A 20,391-nucleotide genomic window follows, 5' to 3' on the forward strand; every position below is an offset into this window, starting at 1 on the left:
AGCCGAGCGTGAGGTGCACCCCCTGCGAGGCGCTGAAGGCGCCATCCCGAAGCAGGCGTCGTCAGCGAGTGCACTTCCTTAATGCAAGCAAGAAGCGGGCCAGACTCGCTTTCACCTAGACGATGACCACCGTGGTGCGCCGTGTACCCGCTGCCGTCCCACGGGGGAGCCTGGACACTCCTCCCCATGGACATGCTACTGCACCAAGCTGGTGCACTGCACTGGTTTAGGGCTTATGCCGAATGGGATTGGAGCCACACCAGCGGGCCACCCGGGACCGGCGTGACTCCGGCCAGATGTCTGAGCTGCCAGGGGGACAGGGGGACCAGGGGGAACGGGAACAAGGGAGACAGGGAGCATTCGCTATCTACGATGACGGCCCATGGCGGGAAGTCGCGGGCACCGCAACGCGGGCTCGCTGCACGTGCAGCACGACAGCGTCGCTGCGCTGGCGAACCTTGCGATCAGGGTCGATCACGACCAGGACGATGCGGTGCTCTCCCCGCTCGAGCTGAGTCAGGGTCAGTGGAGAATCCTCCGTCGTCACCAGCACGCCATCGACCTCAAGCCCCAGCACATAACCGGCGTCAAGAGGCGGGCTTACGGCCGCCGCGACCTCGAGGCTGCCGCCAGCGCCGCTGGGCAGCACGCTGCCAGATGCCGGACGGGCAATGGCCAGTACCTCCCGTGCCAGGTAGCCCGGCGCAGCAGCGCTGATATCCCCCGGCAGCTGGGACAGTGCCGGGGGCAGAGGAGCACTCGGCACATGGGAGAGCACCCCTGGCACGAAGCGCTCTCCACCTTCCAGCGGCCGATCGCTATAGGTGACGCCGCCATGACGTTCGACGCGACGATAGAGGGCATCGGCGGCACTCCCCTGGGAGCCATACAGCAGCAGTATCGTCAGCAGCAGGCCTCTCGATACTCGCCAAAGCCATATCCGCTCCCGCCATATCCACCCCCGCCACATCAGCTCCAACCGGCATCGCCGAGCCGGCAGGCGGCCCGACGGCTGTGGCGACATGGCCTGCCGGCAGCGCGGTGGTAGCTTCACGGTGGCTCCTTGATGGGGGTGTCTTGGCAAGCATGCGATGCCTGTCCTGCCAGGCCAAGGGCATCGCTTGCTCGAGGGCAAGGCCAGGCCAAAAAAAATCGGCCCCGCTCAAGGCGGGGCCGATACTCGACGAGGTGTCGTCGTCGCTGGATCAGCAGCTGTAGTACATGTCGAACTCGATCGGGTGCGTGGTCATGCGCAGGCGCTCCACGTCTTCGTTCTTGAGCTCAATGTAGGCATCGATCATGTCGTCGGTGAAGACACCACCTTCGGTCAGGAAGCTGCGGTCTTCATCGAGAGCCGCCAGCGCCTGGTCGAGGCTTTCCGCCACAGTCGGAATGGACTTGCCTTCTTCCGGCGGCAGGTCGTAGAGGTTCTTGTCCATGGCATCGCCAGGATGGATCTTGTTCTTGATGCCATCGATACCCGCCATCAGCATGGCCGCGAAGCACAGGTAGGGGTTGGCGGTCGGGTCAGGGAAACGCGCCTCGACACGCTTGCCCTTGGGGCTGGCGGTGTACGGAATACGGATCGACGCAGAGCGGTTACGGGCACTGTAGGCCAGCATGACCGGTGCTTCGAAGCCCGGCACCAGACGCTTGTACGAGTTGGTAGAAGCGTTGGTGAAGGCGTTCAGCGCACGTGCGTGCTTGATGATGCCGCCGATGTAGAACAGCGCCATTTCAGACAGGCCAGCGTACTGGTCGCCAGCAAACTGGTTCTGACCGTCCTTCCAGAAGGACTGGTGCACGTGCATGCCGCTGCCGTTGTCGCCGACCAGGGGCTTCGGCATGAAGGTGGCGGTCTTGCCGTAGGCGTGGGCCACATTGTGGATCACGTACTTCATTTCCTGAACTTCGTCGGCCTTCTTGACCAGGGTGTTGAAGGCTACGCCAATTTCGTTCTGGCCGGCGTTGGACACCTCATGGTGGTGCACCTCGACCTTCTGGCCGATGGCTTCCAGGGTGTTACACATGGCGCCGCGCATGTCATGGAAGCTGTCCACCGGGGGAACCGGGAAGTAGCCGCCCTTGACCCGAGGACGGTGGCCCAGGTTGCCGCCTTCGACGGCGCGGTCCGTTGACCAGGCACCCTCTTCGGAGGAAATCTTGTACATCGCACCTTCGATGTCGGCCTTCCAGTGCACTTCATCAAAGATGAAGAACTCGGGCTCGGGGCCGAAGAATGCAGTATCACCCAGGCCGGAAGACTGCAGGTAGGCCTCAGCGCGCTTGGCGATGGAACGCGGGTCGCGCTCGTAGCCCTGCATGGTAGCCGGCTCGATGATGTCGCAACGCAGAATCAGGGTCGCGTCTTCGGTGAAGGGGTCGAGGAAGCCGGTGCCGTCTTCCGGACGCAGAATCATGTCGGACTCGTTGATGCCCTTCCAGCCGTTGATGGAGGAGCCATCGAACATCTGGCCGTTCTCGAAGAATTCCTCGTCGACCTCGGAGGCCGGAATAGTGACGTGCTGTTCCTTGCCGCGGGTGTCGGTGAAACGCAGGTCAACCCACTTGACGTCATGTTCATTGATCAGGGCGAGAGTCTTGTCTGACATGTGGTCCTCCAGAGTGAAACTTGTTCGTGACTCGAGCATTGGGGCGACGGCACCAATCCCATGTCACCGACTTCGAATTGGGGGATGATCCAGGGAGCAAAAGGGGTACCGGGATCCTTTGTAGCACGCTCCCGGGACAGTTCCCATGGTGACGTGCTCGACACGATGACACTGTCAGAAACAATGCAGGTTGCGTGCCATCATTGCACCAGCATTGATCAAAAAAATCTCAACCCAATGTTTTTCATAGATTTTAAGTTCTCGCCACTGCTGCTCCAGCATAGCGCATTGGCTCACGGTCATCGCGTCAAAGACCCACTTGTGCACCAAAATGAAGCGCCGGAAACTTTTATGCACCAAAATAACCCTCAACCATCTCGACGCTGAAGTCTGCCGAGGCGATCGCTAGGGGTAAGGGGTCGCTGGAACCTTCTGCAACGCGCGGATACACTTCCTTACGTTTGTCGCCGACCCTCCCGTCACGGTCGGCGTCACCCGCCTCGGAGTGTCGTCGTGAATATCAGCCTGATCATCGATGCCCGCCTGACCGGCAAGGATTTGTCCTGCCGGCTGACGCAGGCACGCCAGCAGATTGCCCTGTTCCAGGGGCGCAGCGAGATCATAGTCATCGACGATGGTGGCATCACCTCTGAACAGCTCGGCGAGCACGCGAAAGACTATCGGCTGGTGCGCGTCCGTCCGGCGCCGATGGGGAGACGCTTCAACCTGGCAGCCTCTCACTGCAATGGGCGAATGCTCGGCTTCTGCCTGGGCCCACTGGACTCAGCCTGGGTAGAACGCATGATGGCCGCGGCTGCCGACGAATCACGCCCCATGGTCAGGCCATCTCGGCCTTGTCCGCTGGCCCTGTTCCAACTTCTGCGACAGACGCCCACACGGGCACTTGGCGTAGAGCGCAACTGGTTCGAGCGCCTGGGAGGCTTTGATCCATCGCTGGACCTGAGCGCCGTAGAAGACCTGGCCACGCGGCTCAAGGCCTGTCGGGCCAATGCGCTGGTACAGCGCGCCTGAGGGGCAGCTACTCAGCAGCCGCCGCGCAACGGCTGTTATGTCGTAGTTGGCCCATGCCATCCTGAGCATGCCTCTACTGCGGCCCTCATGCCATGGCCCTGATGCAGCGGCCCTGATGCAGCGGCTCCCATGCAGCAGCCCCGTACACTCCTGCCAAACGCCAGCCAGGGGCAGGCCCCTCAGCGACCCGCTGGATGACGCTGGTACTCATGTTGATAGAACACCGTCGTGGAGAGCCCTCTCATCAAGGCGTCACAAAGACGTAGTCATATAGACGTTGTTATGCCGTGGCGTCGAAAAACGCCGTCTCAAACAGGCGGACACACAAGAGATGGCACCTCAAGCCACTCCTTTCTTGTCGCCTTCTCGCGCAAAAACGCCTGAAAATGGGGCTTAACGCGTCAAGTCAGCGTCACGCAGGTGCTTGAAAGTTCAGTATCTTGAGAATTCACGGATAGATTGACCGCAACAATGCTGGTCGTTGTCATCACCCAGGCCCTATAATGCGGCCCCACTTTTTCCAGCAGGATCCCGTCGTGATCGAGAATCTTCGCAACATCGCCATCATCGCTCACGTCGACCACGGCAAAACCACCCTGGTCGACAAGCTGCTCAGCCAGTCCGGCACTCTGGACCGCAAGGCCGAGGGGCAGGAGCGCATCATGGACTCCAATGACCAGGAAAAGGAACGTGGCATCACGATCCTGGCCAAGAACACGGCGATCCGCTGGAGCTCTCCCGAGGGACAGGACTACCACATCAACATCGTGGACACCCCTGGACACGCTGACTTCGGCGGCGAAGTCGAGCGCGTCATGTCCATGGTGGACTCGGTCCTGCTGCTGGTCGATGCCGTTGACGGCCCGATGCCGCAGACTCGCTTCGTCACCCAGAAAGCCTTCGACCAGGGCCTGAAGCCGATCGTTGTCGTCAACAAGATCGACCGCCCCGGCGCACGTCCTGACTGGGTCATCGATCAGATCTTCGATCTGTTCGACAACTTGGGTGCCAGCGACGAGCAGCTCGACTTCCCGATCATCTACTGCTCGGCGCTCAACGGCATTGCCGGTCCGGAACCGGACCAGCTGGCCGAGGACATGACGCCGATGTTCCAGTCCATCGTCAACATCGTCGAGCCGCCCAAGGTTGAACTCGATGGCCCGCTGCAGATGCAGATTTCGGCCCTCGACTACTCCAGCTACGTCGGCGTCATCGGCCTTGGTCGCATCACCCGCGGCGCCATGTCACCGAACCAGCAGGTCGTGGTGATCAACAAGGAAGGCCAGACCCGCAAGGGCAAGATTGGCCAGGTCATGACTCACCTGGGCCTTGAGCGTGTCCAGACCGAGCAGGCCACCGCCGGCGACATCGTCTGCATCACCGGTATCGACGAACTGGCCATCTCCGACACCATCTGTGACGCGGCTGCGGTCGAGGCACTGCCGGCCCTGACGGTCGACGAGCCGACGGTCTCCATGACCTTCCAGGTCAACGACTCACCGTTTGCAGGCAAGGACGGCAAGTTCGTCACCAGCCGCAACATCAAGGATCGCCTGGACCAGGAGCTGATCCACAACGTCGCGCTGCGCGTCGAGCAGGGTGAATCACCGGAGAAGTTCATCGTTTCCGGTCGCGGCGAGCTGCACCTGTCGGTGCTGATCGAGAGCATGCGTCGCGAAGGCTTCGAGCTGGCCGTCGGTCGTCCTGAAGTCATCATCCGCGAGATCGATGGCGAAAAGCAGGAGCCCTACGAAGAAGTCATCATCGACTGCGAAGAGCAGCATCAGGGCGCCATCATGGAAGAGCTCGGCTACCGCAAGGGCGAGCTCAAGAACATGAATCCGGATGGCAAGGGCCGCGTGCGCCTTGACTTCATCATTCCGGCGCGCGGCTTGATCGGTTTCCGCGGTCAATTCCTGACCCTGACGTCAGGCACCGGCATCCTGACCAGCCGCTTCGATCATTACGGCCCGCTCAAGCCCGACGCCTCCATCGAGCGTCGCAACGGCGTGCTGGTGTCCATGGTACCGGGCAAGGCCCTCGCCTACGCCCTGTATGCGCTGCAGGAGCGCGGCAAGCTGATCATCGACCACGGCACCGAGGTCTATGAGGGCATGCTGGTCGGCATCAACAACCGTGCCAACGACATGGTGGTAAACCCGACCAAGGGCAAGAAGCTTGATAACATGCGCGCCTCCGGTAACGACGAGAACATCGTGCTGACTCCGCCGGTGCGCTTCACCCTGGAACAGGCCATCGAATTCCTCGATGACGACGAGCTGGTCGAGATCACCCCGAACCATATCCGTCTGCGCAAGAAGTTCCTGACAGAAAACGAACGCAAGCGCGCCAGCAAGAAGTAATCGCGCCACTTTCCGTTGCCTCGATGCCCGCCTTCTGGCGGGCATCGTCGTTTGTAGCGGGACATCCGCCATATTGCCGACTCGCCCCCCATGGAGCATTTATCAGCCTGGGCTTGATAAAGGAACTTCTCCGCCCATAAGCTGCCACAGGAGTATGGCTTCGGAGTAAGGGGTCCGTCGGCGACCCTGCCCCGACAGGTCTATGCTAAGGACAGAACATCATCTTTCGCGAACGAGGAGCCACGCGAATGCACAAGCATGTCGAATGGGATGATCCCGGCGCCGACAGCGTACAACGCTATTTTGCCGACAAGCCTGACGAGTACCCCACCGCCCACATCGGCAGCATCATTGCCGGCCGCTATCACGGATACTCGGTCAGGGTGAAAGTGGAAGCTCGGGTCGATGACGATACCGCGAGCATTGGCGACGTGGTGGCACTTATCTCGGTCAGAACCGGGGAGCGCACTCAGTCCATCGGCGACCTGTCGGTCGGTGATACGGTACGCCTGGGCGACGACCACCGCTCACTGGCGCCGCGAGTCGGCAGCTAAGGCCCCGACGGCTATCGTCGACGAGTTGGAAAGCCCGCCTCTATCACGCCCCACCAACGCCTGCTAAACGCACCCCCTCTAGTCAGGCATACGTTTGTATCGCAAAGTTGGCATGTGAGACCGGGCCATCGCCCGGTCAGTCCGACTGACAAGTCTGACATGTCGACGGATGCCCCATGAGCAGCGACAACATCTGGACCCACAAAGGCACCTTCCTGCTGGCCGCGGTTGGCTCAGCAGTGGGGCTTGGCAACCTCTGGCGCTTCCCTTATCTGGTGGGCGAGCACGGCGGCGGTGCCTTCCTGTTGGTGTACGCGCTGTGTGTGTTTGCCATCGGTGTGCCGATTCTGATCGCCGAGATCATGCTGGGCCGCAACAGCCGGCGCTGCCCGATCATGGGCATGCGCTTCCTGACACGCTGTCACAAGACCTCGAGGGCCTGGGAAATCATCGGTTGGCTGGGGGGTGTCTCGGCGCTGCTGATCCTCAGCTTCTACTCCGTCATCAGTGGCTGGGCGATCCACTACCTGGGAGAGATGCTGACGGGCTCGCTACGAGGTGCCGACGCAGCCACCCTCGCCAGTGACTTTGCCAGCCTGATCAGCTCACCGGTCAAGCTGACGCTCTATCACACGCTATTTCTGGTGATCTGCGCGTACATCGTGGCGCGCGGCGTCCACCGAGGCCTCGAAAGCGGCCTGCGCCTGCTGATGCCTACCTTGCTGGTGATCCTGCTGGTCGTGCTGTTCTATGCAGCGGCCACAGGCGACATGCTCGCTGCCAGCGACTTCCTGCTATCGTTCTCGCTCTCCGACCTGAGCCTGGAAGGCTGGCTGGTTGCACTGGGCCAGTCCTTCTTCACCCTGAGCCTCGGCATGGGGGCGATCATGGCCTACGGCGCCTATATGCCAAGCGAGACGTCGTTGACCCTCACGGCCTTTACCGTGGCCGTGATCGATACCCTGGTCGCCATTCTGGCGGGGCTGGCCATCTTCGCGCTGGTCTTCGGAGCAGGCCTGTCTCCCGATGAAGGCCCTGGGCTCATGTTTGTGTCGCTGCCGCTAGCCTTCACGGCCATGCCTTCCGGCGCGCTGATCGGCGCCATCTTCTTCGTGCTGGTGCTGGGGGCTGCCGTCAGCTCTGCCATATCGCTGATCGAGCCGGTAGCGGCATATCTGGTAGAGCGCTTTTCGCTGAGCCGGGTGACGGCGGTCCTGGTCGTCGTGGGGGTTGCCTGGGCGCTGGGACTGGCGACCGTCGCCAGCTTCAATCTTTGGGCCGAACAGAGCCCGTTCCATGATCTTTTCGGTCGCAGCGCCTTCGAGGTGCTGGAACTGACAACGCATATCACGCTGCCCTTCTGCGGCCTGCTGATTGCACTATTTGCCGGTTGGTCACTGACCCAGACCGAATCCATGAAAGAGATGCACACGCGCGCTGGCTGGCTCAGCCTGTGGCGCTTTCTGGTGCGCTTCATCGCTCCCACCGGGGTGGCCTTCGTGTTCCTCCGTGCTCTGCCTTACGTCGAGGGCTACTGGCTACCGGCCATCGTCGCGATCGTCACGGTAGGCGCCTTTGCCGCCTACCGCACGCTGGGCGAGCACGAGGGACATCACGGCGGTTGATCGCCGCCTGGGCGTCGCCCATCACGACAATAACGACAACGAACACAGCAGGTATCAGGATGTCAGCCATCATCGATGTGCGTCACGTCAACAAGGCCTTCGGCGGCCTGCGGGTCATCAACGACTGCTCCATTCAGGTCGAAGAAGGCTCGGTCACGGGCCTGATCGGCCCCAACGGCGCCGGCAAGTCGACGCTGTTCAATATCATTGCCGGCGCGCTGCCGCTGGACTCGGGGCAGATCCTGTTAAGCGGTGAAGACATCACCAATCGGCCTGCCAACGAACTGTTCCACAAGGGGCTCTTGCGCACCTTCCAGATCGCTCACGAGTTTTCCCAGCTGACAGCGCTGGAGAACCTGATGATGGTTCCGCCCGCACAGCCCGGCGAATCTCTGGCCAAGGCCTGGTTCGCGCCGCGCGCGGTGCGCGAGCATGAGGCCGAGATCAAGCGTCGGGCTCAGGAAGTCATCGAGTTCATCGGGCTCAATCACGTGCGCAACGAGCTGGCGGGCAACCTGTCTGGCGGCCAGAAGAAACTGCTGGAACTGGGCCGCACCATGATGACCGACGCCCGCGTGGTGCTGCTCGATGAGATCGCCGCCGGGGTCAACCGAACGTTGCTGGGCGACCTGATCGGCAATATCGAACGCATGAACCGTGAGTTCGGCTACACCTTCCTGGTCATCGAACACGACATGGACATGATTGCCCGACTTTGCGACCCGGTCATCGTACTGGCCCAGGGCTCGGTGATGGTGGAAGGGTCGATCGAAGAGATTCAGAACAATCCGGAGGTCATCGAGGCCTACTTCGGTGCAGGCGCGGCCTGACCTCCTCCTCCTTGCGCGCAAGGGGGGCAATAACAACGACCGAGGCGCACTGAGCGCCCCATGCAGAGAACAGGACTATGCCTCTACTCGACGCACGCCAGGTGCACGGTGGCTACGGCGGGATGAACATCCTCAACGGGGTGGACATGACCATCGAAGCCGATGAAATCGGCGTCATCGTCGGCCCCAACGGCGCCGGAAAATCCACCATGCTCAAGGCCATTTTCGGCCAGCTCAACGTGACTCAGGGCGATATTCTGCTGCGCGGAGAACCTATCCACAACCTGCCGACCAATCGTCTGGTGGAGCTGGGCATGGGCTTTGTACCTCAGGAACACAACGTCTTCCCGAGCCTGACGGTCAAGGAAAACCTCGAAATGGGCGCGTTTCTCAAGCCCGGCAATATCAAGCGCATGCTGGCCAAGGCCTATGAGTTCTTCCCCCCGCTCTATGACAAGCGACACCAGCCCGCCGGCGAGCTGTCAGGAGGACAGCGCCAGATGGTCGCCATGGGCCGAGCGCTGATGGCGGAACCCGAACTGCTGCTGCTGGACGAACCCACGGCAGGCCTCTCGCCCAAGTACATGTACGAAATCTTCGACAGGGTAAAGGAGGTCAACGCGGCAGGCGTCGGCATCCTGATGGTGGAACAGAACGCCAAACAGGCACTTGCCATCGCCGACAAGGGCTTCGTGCTGGCCGCCGGCCAGAATCGCTTCACCGACTCGGGACAGGCCTTGCTGGCCGATCCCGACGTGGCCAAGAGCTTCCTCGGCGGCTGACGCCAGACACCAGTGCGGAGATATCGCCTTGAACGAATTCGTGTTCTTCATCAACAACGTGCTGATCGCCGGCAGCGTCACCGGGTCGATCTACGCCATTGGCGCGGTTGGGGTGACGCTGGTCTTCAGCATCATGCGCTTTGCCCACTTCGCCCACGCCGACATGATGACCTTCGGTGCCTTCATGGTGCTGTTGCTGGCAACGCTGTTCCCCAATGCCGGCGCGGCACTGGGGGTGCCGACGGCCATCGTCATGCTGCCGCTTGCCATGGTCTTGACCGCGGCCCTGGCGGTCGGCATCGACAAGGCCTTTTACAAGCCGCTGCGCGCCCATGGCGTCAAACCCATCGTCATGGTCATTGGCTCCCTGGGCGTGACGCTGATGCTGCAGGGGCTGATTCGCCTGTTTTCCGGCACCGGCGGACAGAGCCTCTACGTCGATGACCGCAAGGAAATCTTCCGCCTGGCCCTGCCGATAGAAGGCGTGCGAGTGCCGGTGGTGATAACCGAACCCCAGATCTACCTGTTTGTGCTGACCCTGGTCGCGGTCATTGGCCTGCAGCTGTTTCTGTCGCGTACTCGCCTGGGCAAGGCCATGCGCGCGATGTCAGACAACCCCGACCTGGCCCGCGCCTCTGGCATCAATACCAACACCATCGTGGCCGTGACCTGGGTCATCGCCGGTGGTCTGGCGGCCATCGCCGGCACGCTTTTGTCGATGGACGTCACCTTCAAGCCTGATCTGAGTTTCCATCTGCTGCTGCCCATCTTTGCCGCAGCCATCGTCGGCGGCGTGGGCCACCCCTTCGGCGCGATCGCAGGCGGTTTCGTGGTGGGGTTCGCCGAAACCCTGGCGGTATTCAACTGGAACGTGCTGCTCAGACCCTTCCGCGACAGCCTGCCCGAGTGGCTGGAGTTGCCGAACAACCTGGCCTTCGTCGGCACTGAATACAAGATCGTGGTGCCCTTCTTCATCCTCGTTGCCATCCTGGTATGGCGTCCTACCGGCATCTTCAAGGGCAAGGTGATCTGATGACGACCAACGACTTTCATCATCGTGATGACACCAATAGCGCGCCCCAGAGCCGCTTTCCGGTACGCGAGCTCAGCCTGCTGGTGGTGCTGGCCATTGCCGTGAGCGCGGTGTTCATGGTCATGGGCTCCGCTTACTCGACACGCATGCTGGTCGAGGCCAGCTGCTATGCCATCCTGGCCCTGGGGCTGACCATTCAGTGGGGCTACGCGGGCCAGTTCAACGCTGGCGTGATGGGTTTCGTGGCTCTTGGCGGCTTCTGCGCAATGACCTTCAGCGTGCCGGTCAATCCCGCCTTCTGGGACAGCTCCCTGCCGGGAGAACTGGCGCGAGTGCTGGCCTATGTGGTCGCTGGCATTGCCCTGGTGTTCGGCCTGTCGCGTCTGACCCGCCTGGGCTTGCCCTCCTGGCTCAGGACCGTGATCACCCTGGTGGTCGGTATGGTCGTCTACATGGTGGTCATCAGCGAATTCCGCGAGGTCACCGACGCCATCGAGAGCCAGATGGGCTTTGTCGGCGGACTGGGCCTGCCGGTCTGGGTCGGCTGGATCGTCGGCGGCGCGCTGGCCGGTGGGGTGGGCTATTTCATTGGCCACGTCTGCCTCGGCCTGCGCAGTGACTACCTGGCTATCGCGACGCTAGGGATCGCCGAGATCATCAAGGCATTCCTGAAGAACTCCGACTGGCTGACCCGAGGCACCGCCACTGTGTCGCCGCTGCCCTGGCCGGTGCCAGCCCCAGGCGAGGTCGGCTTCACCCTGGCCAGGGCGATGTACCTGTCGGTCACCGCGGTGATGATCCTGGCCATCTTCTTTCTGCTCAACCGCGCCTACAACGCCCCCTGGGGCCGCATGATCCGCGCCATCCGGGACAACGAGGTATCGTCTGCGGCCATGGGCAAGGACATCAACCGCCGCCGCCTCGAGATCTTCGTGCTCGGCTGTGTGCTGATGGGTATCGGGGGGGCGGCGCTGGGCAGCTTCAACAGCATCTTTGACCCCAACGGCTACCTGCCGCTCAACCACACCTTCCTGGTGCTGGTCATGGTCATTCTTGGTGGGCCGGGCAACAACCTGGGAACGCTGTTTGGGGCGGTAGCGGTCTACATCATCTGGATCATGTCGGAACCGCTGGCGCTCTACGTGATGGAGCTTGCCGCGCATTTCGGTCAGGCCAGCTTCGGCTGGGAGGTCCCCAGTAGCCTCGAAAGTCGCGCCCTGCAGGCACGAGTGTTCGTCATCGGGCTGCTTATCACCATCGTGCTGCGGGTGGCCCCGAAAGGCCTGCTGCCCGAGAAGGTCAAGCACCACGACTGATAGCGCCACGACGACAGCTTGGCGTTACAGCACCTGACATGGGCGGCCTGCGGGCCGCCCTTGTCGTGTTATCTGTTTCGCTGGCAGGTGACGGTCCCTGAAGGAGGAGGCTCCCACCACACTGCTACAGGAGACCATGCAGGCCCAGGAGGCTAACGCCCCATAATGATAAAGCCCCATAATGATAAAGCCCCCAACCAGATGGCCGGGGGCTTTCCTTAAGCGCCTCAGTTGCGAGCATTGGCGCGGTCATAGGGCGGAGGCGACCGCCCGGATGCAGCGTCGTCCGTCGACGACTCGCCTTACTTTACGTCAAGGCGGCTACTGAACAAAGCCCTTGCCGGTGAAAGTCCCGTTTTCCACGGTCATTTCCTGGACCACGCCAGGCACGTCACCGTTATCGTCAAAGTCCTGGGTGCCAGAAGCACCTTCATAGTTGATCTCGGTGCCGGCGGCGATCAGCTCCACCGCTTTCTCCCACTCACCCGGCAGGATGACTTCGCCCGGGGGCGATGACACGCTGCGCAGCGCGGCCGATACACCCTCGCGCTCGGCGCTGCCATTCTGCTGAATCGCAAGTCCCAGCAGGAAGGCGGCGTCATAGGCCTGGGCGGCAAATACCGCGGTGGGGTCAATGCCGGCGTTATTGGCCAATTCGGTGAAGATCTCGGTGCCAGGCAGGTCAGGACTTCCTGGACGCGTCGCGATCATGCCGTCGAGTACGTCGGCACCGATGGCCTCGACCAGGCTGTCCCCCACCATGCCGTCGGCCCCGACGTACTGTGTGAACATGCCGCTCTCGTAGGCCTGACGCACCACGGTCTGGCCCGACGTATCGGCGTAGGCCAGCACGACCAGAGTCTGTGCACCTGTCGCCGACAGCGTGCCCAGTTCGCTGCGATAGTCTGCCCGGTTGTCTTCATGGGCCAGGTTTTCCAGCACGCTGCCGCCGCCATCTTCAAATGCGGAGCTGAACGCATCGGAAAGACCACGACCGTAGTCGTTGTTGACGTAGGTGACCGCTACTTCCTCGATTCCCTTGTCGAGCAGCAGCTTGGCCAGCATTTCTCCCTGGAAGGCATCGGACGGCACGGTGCGGAACACCAGGTCGTTGTCGTCCAGGTCGGTGACGGCTGGCGCCGTGGAGGCCGGCGACACCATGGTCACCCCGCCGGGGATACCGGCATTATTGGCCGCGGCAATCGTCGCCCCGGTACACAGAGCACCGACAATGGCGGTCACCTGTTCGGTGTTGACCATGCGGTCCGCTGCGTTGGAGGCGGCCGATGCATCACCACAGGTGGTATCACCGGTCGGCATGACCACTTCCTGGCCATCGAGGATGCCGCCCTGGTTGTTGATGTGGTCCACGGCGAGCTGGGCGCCGTCATAGATGGGGGGCGTCAGACTCTCGATACCGCCGGTGAAACCACCGAGAAATCCGATCTTGACCTCTGCGTGGGCCATGGAACCGACCGCCAGGGTGGTAGCGGCCACCGCGGTCGCCAGTACGCGCTTTTTCATGATTGTTGGTCTCGCTCTGGTTGTCCTGAGATGAAGCTGGAAGCGCAGCGACATGGATTTCACGCCTGGCCCCAGAGTCTTCATACCTCCAATCTGGAAGGAAGGCATTAAAAACTCAAGTCTGCCTTGCCAACGCTGTGGTGGATGACGACCCAGCCAGCGTCACCACACTGGCATCTTGGCGATCACTTCTATACTCATGAGTCGTGCGCCCTAGGCTCGACAGGCACCCAGCACGCAGCCAGGCGCGCTATTCCGACCACAAGGAGTCCGTCATGCCTCGAATTTCCCGTCTCACCCCACCCTTGATCAGCGTTTCCATGCTCCTGGCGGCGACGTCAGTTGTCGCGGGGGAAAACGTTGACTATCAGGTCGACGGAGAGTCCTTTCAGGGGTACTTCGCCCCCGCCAGCCCTGACTCGTCCAGCGCCAAGGGCAGCGTGCTGATCATCCACGACTGGGATGGCCTGACCGACTATGAGAAGCGCCGCGCCGACATGCTGGCCGAGGACGGCTATGACGCCTTCGCCATCGACCTTTACGGCAAGGGCAACCGTCCCGCCGAGATCGACGCCCGCAAGGCCGAGATGGCAGCGCTGTATGACGACCGCGAGCGCATGCGGGGCCTGACCCTGGCGGGGCTGGCCAAGGCGCGGGACGAAGGTGCGGCAACCGATACCGTGGTCATGGGCTACTGCTTCGGTGGTGCCGTGGTGCTCGAGATGGCCCGCGCCAATCCCGATGACGCCATTCACGGTTTTGCCAGCTTTCATGGCGGTCTCGACACCCCCGAGGGCCAGGGCTACTCCGCCGACACCCCGCCGCTGCTGATCGCCCATGGCGGCGCCGATACCTCCATCAGCATGGATCAGGTGGCCGCCCTATCACAGGAACTGGAAGCCGCCGGCGCCCCTTACGAGATTCAGGTGTATTCCGGTGCCCCCCATGCCTTCACCGTGTTCGACAGCGAGCGTTACCAGCAGCGGGCTGACGAGGCATCCTGGGCCGCCTTCCACGACCTGCTCTCGCGGACATTGAGCAATGGCCAAGGCAACAGCGAAGGGTAAGGCGCACACGGTAAGGTTCAGCAGCGAAACACGGGGCTGCCCAATTCACGTCGCCGAGCGCTTGGGGTCCCAGGGATGAAAACGCGGCAGACGTTTTTTCGATAGAATCCGCATCCATCATGTCGATCGCCTGATAGGAACGGCCCAACGAGACTATCTTGCTAGGCCGTTCCGGGCGCCGATGCTCGATTCACCTTGAGGAGGCAGGCGGGTGTCGCCTCCCCCTTCCCTGGAGACGTTTCATGTCCCACACCAGCAGCTCCCCCGGCCTCTGGCGGCGCATTCCGCTGTGGCAGAAGATCCTTGTTGGTCTCGCCCTGGGCGTCCTCGTCGGCACCCTGATGGGCGAAAGTGCCAGCGTGTTCAAGCCCATCGGCGATATCTTCATCAGCGCCATCAAGATGCTGATCGTTCCGCTGGTGTTTTCCACCCTGGTGGTCGGGATCACCGCCATGCGTGATCCCCAGAAGATGGGACGCATTGGCGCCCGGACCATTGGCCTGTATCTGCTGACGACGGCCTTTGCCATCGCCATCGGCCTGGCTGCCTCCTGGCTGTTCGAGCCTGGGGTCGGCCTGGACATGTCCTTCGAGGCGAACCCTGAAGCGGCCAAGGAAGCGCCCAGCCTGATCCAGATTCTGGTGGGTCTGGTGCCCCAGAATCCCGTTGACGCCCTGGCCAGCGGCAATATTCTGCAGATCATCGTATTTGCCATCGGCCTCGGTGTGTCGCTGACCCTGATAGGGGAAAAAGGCGAGCCGGTGGTCAAGGTGTTCGAAAGCTTCGCCGAGGCCATGGTCAAGCTGACCAGCCTGGTGATGGCGCTGGCGCCCTTCGGCGTGTTCGGCCTGATCGCCCATGTCGCCGGCAGCTACGGCGCTGAGGTCCTGCTGCCGCTGGTCAAGGTGATCGGCGTGGCCTACCTTGCCAGCGTGGTCCATGTGCTGGTGGTCTACTCGGGACTGCTGTCGCTGCTGGGCCGTCTCAACCCGATGCGCTATCTGCAGGGCATACTCGACGCCCTGGTGGTGGCCTATTCCTCGGCGTCTTCTTCCGGCACGCTGCCGGTGTCGCTGCGCTGTGCGACCAAGAACCTGGGTGTCTCGGAGGGGGTTGCCGGCTTCGTACTGCCGGTGGGCGCGACCATCAACATGGACGGTACCGCCATCTATCAAGGGGTGGTCGCGGTGTTCATCGCTCAGCTGATCGGCGTGGACTTGAGCCTGGCAGACTACGGCATGATCATCGTCACCGGCACCCTGGCCTCCATTGGCACCGCCGGCGTGCCTGGCGCAGGCCTGGTCATGCTGTCCATCGTCATGGCCCAGATCGGCCTGCCCCTGGAGGCTCTGGCAGTGGTGGCAGGCGTCGACCGAATCCTCGACATGGCCCGTACCAGCGTCAATGTGGCGGGGGACCTGATGGTCACCACCCTGGTCGGCAAGAGCGAAGGCGAGCTCGACGAGGACGTCTACAACGCCGCCAACAAGACCTGAGCGTCGCCATAACCTGCTACGCTGACAGTAACCACACAGCGGCAGGACAGGGACGATGCAGCTCACTCGACTATCCGGCAGTCGGCTCGAGATCGGGCGAGAACATGGCCGTCAGCATCGCGAGGCGATCCTCGCCAGTATCGATGTGTATGATCGCCTGTTCCACGATCTGGCAGGACTGAGATGGCATGAAGCCCGGCGCGATGCCGAGCGCTTCATGCCGATGATCGAGTCACGCTTTCCCGCGATCCTCGAGGAAATGGATGGCATTGCCCAGGGGATCGGGGGAGAGCTGACAGATGTCCTGACCCTCAACTGTCGCAGCGAGATTTCGCTGACCCGTGCCAGCGGCGGCTGTTCGGCCTTCAGCCTGGCCCGGGGGGGACATCAATGGCTGGCCCAGAACTGGGACTGGCGCGCTGACCAACTCGACCACCTGGTCGTGCTGGATGTTCAGGCGCCGGGGGTACCTGCCTTCATCAGCATTGGTGAAGCTGGCATGGTCGCCAAGATCGGTCTCAACACTCAGGGCATCGGCGTCGGCCTCAATGCCATTCGCTCAGCCACCTGTGGCGAGGGACTGCCCATCCACCTGGCGCTGCGCAAGATGCTCGAGAGCGAAGACTTCGACAATGCCCTGGCCGTGGCCCACGACGGCGTCTGCGCTCCGGCTCACCTGCTGCTGGCCGACGGCGATGGTCGCGCCCTGGGGCTTGAAGTTCATCCGGGCCCGCCGGGGCAGCTGTCTCCTCGCCGCGGTGCCATCACCCACACCAATCACCTGGTCAGCGATGCCGCGACCCACTGGGTCGAGGACTTTCCCAAGCCCGACTCCTGGTCCCGCTTGACCCGCCTTGATCAGCAGATCGAGCACCTGGTAGCAGCGCAGCCGTCTGCCGATGACGATGCGACAGGGCTCGATCCCGATCGTCTGTTTGACCTGCTGGGCGACCACTCCCCGGGGGAAGAAAGCCTGTGTCGCCACTTCGACCCCAGCGTGCCCGAGGCCGAGCGAATGGAAACCCTGTTCAGCGTGGTCATGGACCTGACCGACAAGGTGCTGTGGCTTCGTCATGGCAAGCCATGTCAGCCGCTGGCGTCCATGCAGTTGGCACCCCGTTCGCACTGAGCCGCTGCGATACTGCGCCGGGCAGACACTTCACGAAACAGATACCTCACTTACCAGAAGCCCCCTTGCCAAGCTCACCCTTCAGGTACTGTTCGGTGGTCAGCAGAAACAGTCGCCGAAATAGCTCGTGAATGGCCTCTTCGCGGCGCATGGCGGCGAGCTCTGGATCGGTGTCTGCGTTCGCCATCTCCTTGGGGTACTCCCAGGCCATACGCATGGAGCCGGAGCTGACGTCGAAGATTTCCAGCGTCGGATTGGCGCCGTGAAGTGCAGTCTTGATGCGATAGGACATGACGACCTCCTGCAGACGGACAACTCAAAACAATGAGAATAATTACCGTTTGCAATATGGTCGTGTTCTTAAAGGCTGTCAAGAAAGCCCTGATCTCCGTCCTGCCCAACGCCAGCAGTGAGCCATCACAACCCCTTCGCTGCTGATGGCCCCGCCCTCCTAGGTCTACGCCATCCAGCGCCGCCATCCAGGATCTCTCCCCGGCTCTGCCATCGCCCACTCCAGCTGTGCTGAACCCGCTGCCAGCTAACAGGCAAGGGAGATAGGCTTGTGCAAGGGAATGAGCATTGATATCTTATGCGAAGAATTATCATTTACAACGTATGAGATGATGAAACACCCCTTGAGACCCAGTACCACGCCCAGCCCCGCCCGGGAGTCTGCCGCCACGTCACGTCAGGTGACCGTGACCGACGACTATGTCTCGGCTGAGCGCCTGCTTGGTGCTGATGGTCGGTTGTTTATCGTTCTGGACGGGCGCCACTACCAGCTCACCAGGACACGTAACAACAAGTTGATCCTGACCTTGTAACGACCGAAGCCGCCAAGGCGGCGTAATACCGTTCACACATCGACTCACCCATTTCTCTATCCGCTATCTGCCAGCCAGGGCCATCGCCCAAGCCAGCAAACTGACCAGGAAAGCCCATGAAACTTGTCTCGACGGGCGCTGGCTGGCTCCCCGTGCTCTTGCTGGCACCTACGCTTGCCCTCGCCGACAGCGCCGACAGCGCCGACAGCGCCGACAGCGCCGACGCGCCCACGCCGACCCGATCACCGCTATCGGCTCAGCCTCTCGTTTCCCCAACGAGTGGCAACGGGGAGGATCACCCTGCCTTCGATCCCATGGTAGTAACCGGTACGCGCCTGCCTGGCGACGTCCACCGGGCGCCGATGATCATTGACGTGATCGAGTGCGATGACCCGGCACTGTCGACGGCAACCCGCTGGGAAGACGTCATTGCACAGCAGCCGGGCGTTCATGTTGCCGGGAGCGGCCGCCGCAACGGCCAGTTCCTGACCATGCGAGGCTTCGATGAAAACGGCGTTCAGATCCGGCTGGATGGGGTGCGCCAGGACATCGATACCGGGCATATTGGCAACGTCTTTCTCGATCCCGGGCTGATCCAGCAGGTACAGATTGCCCGTGGCTCACTGTCCAGCCTGTATGGGGGCAACGCCATGGGGGGTGTGGTCAGCGTCACCACCGTCGACGCCGAGGACCTGCTCGCACCAGGGGAGGACAGCGGCGCTCGGCTGTCGGTCTCCGGCGCGACGGCCTCCCATGAGCTGGGCTCTCAGGTAACCCTGTTTGGACGGCAGGGTAGTGGTACAGGAGCGCGTCAGGGGCTGGTAGCCATCGGCTATTCCGACTCTGGCGACATTCGCCGTGCCGGCGGCCAGCAGGCAGAAGAAGATGCCGACTTGACCAGCCTGTTGGCCAAGGGCAGTTGGCAGTTTGCCGACCACCAGGAGCTGTCCGCCAGCTGGCAGCATTACGACGAGGACAGCCGCCAGCCATCGAATCCGCAGGTCATCGATCCTGACCCCAGCAATCCACTGATCGACCGTGAGGTCACCAGTGACAACGCCCAGCTGGCCCACCGCTGGACACCCAGCGAGACAAGCTTCCTCGAAACACGCCTCAGCCTCAGCCGCCAGGACATCGATGACGAAAGTGATCGTACCCTTGAGCGCTATGGCATCCAGAGCGATGGCGTGCACCACCTGAGCCATGGATGGCTCGATCAGACCCTGGCCTTTGGCATAGAGTTCGAGCGCGCCGAACAGGACCCGTCAGGCGGTGCGACGGGCTTCCCCGATGCCGATATTGATACGTCGTCGGTCTATCTCGACGATACCTTGACGGTCGGGCGCTATGTGCACGACGGCGGCATAGGACAGTTCGATCTGGGCCTGGGCCTGCGCTACGACAGCTATGACGCCGAGGATAATGCTGGCCGAGATAGCGACGAAGACGAGCTTTCCCCCAAGGTCCGTCTGTCCTGGCGTCCGACCGACGCCTGGGTGATCTATACCGGCTATGCCGAGGCCTTCCGCGCCCCGACACTCAATGAGCTGTATGCCAACGATCGCCACTTCGCGGGCTTTTGCGGTGGTCCTTTCTTCTGCGTACCCGACAATTTCTGGATTCCCAACCCCGACCTGGACCCTGAGACCAGCGATACCTGGGAGACCGGCTTTGGCTGGCAGCAGGGTGACTGGTCGGTGCGCGGCAGCTATTTCGATATCAAGGCCGACGACTTCATCGATACCAGCGTCGACCTGTTCGCCGGGACTACCCAGGCCGTCAACGTCTCCCGCGCGCACCTGTGGGGCTACGACCTGAGACTGGGCTATCAGCCCAGCGCCCTGCCGCCCCTGGACACCTTTGTGTCGGTATCACGCGTTTCGGGCAAGGACCGTGATAGCGGCGAAGACCTGGAGCGCCAGACGCCGCTGGAGGCCACCCTCGGCGCCGACTGGCACTTTTCCGATGCTGACCTGACGGTCGGCTGGCGAGGCCGCTTTGCCCGCGACTTCGATGACACCGGAGACGGCAGTCGCCTGCCTGGCTATGGACTCAACGACCTGCAGCTGGCCTGGCAGCCAAGTCACGCGATATCGACCTCGCTGCGTCTGGCCAACGTCGCCGACCAGCAGTGGTATCGCCCCGACGGCAGTCTCGGCGACGGCCGCAGCCTGCTCGCCAATATCAGCTATCAGTGGTAGGAG

Annotated in this window: 17 protein-coding genes; 13 read left to right on the forward strand and 4 right to left on the reverse strand. The window is 62.2% G+C overall.

Annotated elements, in window-relative coordinates; genetic code table 11:
* Nucleotides 1-367: 367 nt before the first annotated feature.
* Together KUV72_RS14985 and glnA are read right to left on the reverse strand one after the other, a co-directional pair.
* Nucleotides 368-1,054: a hypothetical protein gene (locus tag KUV72_RS14985; RefSeq protein WP_222238949.1), complete on the reverse strand. Its 687-nt coding sequence runs from the start codon at nucleotides 1,052-1,054 to the stop codon at nucleotides 368-370.
* Nucleotides 1,055-1,205: 151 nt separating this feature from the next.
* Nucleotides 1,206-2,612 carry a glutamate--ammonia ligase gene (glnA, locus tag KUV72_RS14990; protein WP_222162466.1) on the reverse strand — a complete coding sequence of 469 codons (1,407 nt, stop codon included), beginning with the start codon at nucleotides 2,610-2,612 and terminating at the stop codon, nucleotides 1,206-1,208.
* A 513-nt stretch (nucleotides 2,613-3,125) separates the two neighbouring features.
* On the opposite strand from glnA, the gene KUV72_RS14995 reads away from it, so the two are divergent.
* From KUV72_RS14995 to KUV72_RS15030, 8 genes are all read left to right on the forward strand, one after another.
* Nucleotides 3,126-3,644 (forward strand): glycosyltransferase family 2 protein, encoded by a 519-nt coding sequence (locus tag KUV72_RS14995; RefSeq protein ID WP_206943862.1) that lies wholly within the window; start codon nucleotides 3,126-3,128, stop codon nucleotides 3,642-3,644.
* A gap of 536 nt (nucleotides 3,645-4,180) precedes the next feature.
* Nucleotides 4,181-6,007, forward strand: coding sequence for a translational GTPase TypA (gene typA / locus KUV72_RS15000; protein ID WP_206943861.1), 1,827 nt, complete (start codon nucleotides 4,181-4,183; stop codon nucleotides 6,005-6,007).
* A gap of 248 nt (nucleotides 6,008-6,255) precedes the next feature.
* Nucleotides 6,256-6,561 carry a hypothetical protein gene (locus tag KUV72_RS15005; protein WP_206943859.1) on the forward strand — a complete coding sequence of 102 codons (306 nt, stop codon included), beginning with the start codon at nucleotides 6,256-6,258 and terminating at the stop codon, nucleotides 6,559-6,561.
* 176 nt (nucleotides 6,562-6,737) lie between these two features.
* Nucleotides 6,738-8,186 carry a sodium-dependent transporter gene (locus KUV72_RS15010; RefSeq protein ID WP_222238950.1) on the forward strand — a complete coding sequence of 483 codons (1,449 nt, stop codon included), beginning with the start codon at nucleotides 6,738-6,740 and terminating at the stop codon, nucleotides 8,184-8,186.
* Nucleotides 8,187-8,245: 59 nt separating this feature from the next.
* Nucleotides 8,246-9,016 carry an ABC transporter ATP-binding protein gene (locus KUV72_RS15015; RefSeq protein WP_206943857.1) on the forward strand — a complete coding sequence of 257 codons (771 nt, stop codon included), beginning with the start codon at nucleotides 8,246-8,248 and terminating at the stop codon, nucleotides 9,014-9,016.
* Nucleotides 9,017-9,093: 77 nt separating this feature from the next.
* The gene (locus KUV72_RS15020; protein WP_206943856.1) at nucleotides 9,094-9,798 is read left to right on the forward strand and encodes an ABC transporter ATP-binding protein; all 705 of its coding nucleotides are present in this window, start codon (nucleotides 9,094-9,096) and stop codon (nucleotides 9,796-9,798) included.
* A gap of 28 nt (nucleotides 9,799-9,826) precedes the next feature.
* A complete protein-coding gene (locus tag KUV72_RS15025) occupies nucleotides 9,827-10,831 on the forward strand; it encodes a branched-chain amino acid ABC transporter permease (protein WP_206943855.1) in 1,005 nt (334 codons plus the stop codon).
* Nucleotides 10,831-12,147, forward strand: a complete 1,317-nt coding sequence (locus tag KUV72_RS15030; protein WP_206943854.1) for a branched-chain amino acid ABC transporter permease — start codon at nucleotides 10,831-10,833, stop codon at nucleotides 12,145-12,147. Before KUV72_RS15025 ends, KUV72_RS15030 begins: the two co-directional genes overlap by 1 nt.
* 321 nt (nucleotides 12,148-12,468) lie before the next feature.
* Here the strand turns inward: KUV72_RS15030 and KUV72_RS15035 are convergent, their stop codons facing one another.
* The gene (locus KUV72_RS15035) at nucleotides 12,469-13,674 is read right to left on the reverse strand and encodes an ABC transporter substrate-binding protein (RefSeq protein WP_206943959.1); all 1,206 of its coding nucleotides are present in this window, start codon (nucleotides 13,672-13,674) and stop codon (nucleotides 12,469-12,471) included.
* A gap of 272 nt (nucleotides 13,675-13,946) precedes the next feature.
* On the opposite strand from KUV72_RS15035, the gene KUV72_RS15040 reads away from it, so the two are divergent.
* From KUV72_RS15040 to KUV72_RS15050, 3 genes are all read left to right on the forward strand, one after another.
* The gene (locus KUV72_RS15040; protein WP_222238951.1) at nucleotides 13,947-14,738 is read left to right on the forward strand and encodes a dienelactone hydrolase family protein; all 792 of its coding nucleotides are present in this window, start codon (nucleotides 13,947-13,949) and stop codon (nucleotides 14,736-14,738) included.
* A gap of 242 nt (nucleotides 14,739-14,980) precedes the next feature.
* Nucleotides 14,981-16,234 (forward strand): dicarboxylate/amino acid:cation symporter, encoded by a 1,254-nt coding sequence (locus KUV72_RS15045; RefSeq protein WP_206943851.1) that lies wholly within the window; start codon nucleotides 14,981-14,983, stop codon nucleotides 16,232-16,234.
* 55 nt (nucleotides 16,235-16,289) lie between these two features.
* Nucleotides 16,290-17,363 (forward strand): C45 family autoproteolytic acyltransferase/hydolase, encoded by a 1,074-nt coding sequence (locus tag KUV72_RS15050; RefSeq protein WP_222238952.1) that lies wholly within the window; start codon nucleotides 16,290-16,292, stop codon nucleotides 17,361-17,363.
* A gap of 46 nt (nucleotides 17,364-17,409) precedes the next feature.
* Here KUV72_RS15050 and KUV72_RS15055 read toward each other — a convergent pair whose 3' ends face one another.
* On the reverse strand, nucleotides 17,410-17,655 hold the full coding sequence (locus tag KUV72_RS15055; RefSeq protein WP_206943848.1) for a hypothetical protein: 246 nt from the start codon (nucleotides 17,653-17,655) through the stop codon (nucleotides 17,410-17,412).
* 343 nt (nucleotides 17,656-17,998) lie between these two features.
* On the opposite strand from KUV72_RS15055, the gene hemP reads away from it, so the two are divergent.
* Both hemP and KUV72_RS15065 read left to right on the forward strand, forming a co-directional pair.
* A complete protein-coding gene (gene hemP, locus KUV72_RS15060; protein ID WP_206943846.1) occupies nucleotides 17,999-18,187 on the forward strand; it encodes a hemin uptake protein HemP in 189 nt (62 codons plus the stop codon).
* Nucleotides 18,188-18,303: 116 nt separating this feature from the next.
* Nucleotides 18,304-20,388: a TonB-dependent receptor domain-containing protein gene (locus tag KUV72_RS15065; RefSeq protein ID WP_261317519.1), complete on the forward strand. Its 2,085-nt coding sequence runs from the start codon at nucleotides 18,304-18,306 to the stop codon at nucleotides 20,386-20,388.
* Nucleotides 20,389-20,391: the final 3 nt, after the last annotated feature.

Origin of the sequence: Halomonas sp. DP4Y7-1 (assembly GCF_019800705.1) — a bacterium.
Lineage (GTDB): Bacteria > Pseudomonadota > Gammaproteobacteria > Pseudomonadales > Halomonadaceae > Halomonas > Halomonas litopenaei_A.

Coding starts and splice junctions, on each gene's coding strand:
- KUV72_RS15065 (WP_261317519.1), top strand. CDS start 18,304: ATGAAACTTGTCTCGACGGGCGCTGGCTGGCTCCCCGTGCTCTTGCTG.
- KUV72_RS15005 (WP_206943859.1), top strand. CDS start 6,256: ATGCACAAGCATGTCGAATGGGATGATCCCGGCGCCGACAGCGTACAA.
- KUV72_RS15015 (WP_206943857.1), top strand. CDS start 8,246: ATGTCAGCCATCATCGATGTGCGTCACGTCAACAAGGCCTTCGGCGGC.
- KUV72_RS15020 (WP_206943856.1), top strand. CDS start 9,094: ATGCCTCTACTCGACGCACGCCAGGTGCACGGTGGCTACGGCGGGATG.
- KUV72_RS15040 (WP_222238951.1), top strand. CDS start 13,947: ATGCCTCGAATTTCCCGTCTCACCCCACCCTTGATCAGCGTTTCCATG.
- KUV72_RS15050 (WP_222238952.1), top strand. CDS start 16,290: ATGCAGCTCACTCGACTATCCGGCAGTCGGCTCGAGATCGGGCGAGAA.
- KUV72_RS15010 (WP_222238950.1), top strand. CDS start 6,738: ATGAGCAGCGACAACATCTGGACCCACAAAGGCACCTTCCTGCTGGCC.
- KUV72_RS15055 (WP_206943848.1), bottom strand. CDS start 17,655: ATGTCCTATCGCATCAAGACTGCACTTCACGGCGCCAATCCGACGCTG.
- KUV72_RS15045 (WP_206943851.1), top strand. CDS start 14,981: ATGTCCCACACCAGCAGCTCCCCCGGCCTCTGGCGGCGCATTCCGCTG.
- glnA (WP_222162466.1), bottom strand. CDS start 2,612: ATGTCAGACAAGACTCTCGCCCTGATCAATGAACATGACGTCAAGTGG.
- KUV72_RS15030 (WP_206943854.1), top strand. CDS start 10,831: ATGACGACCAACGACTTTCATCATCGTGATGACACCAATAGCGCGCCC.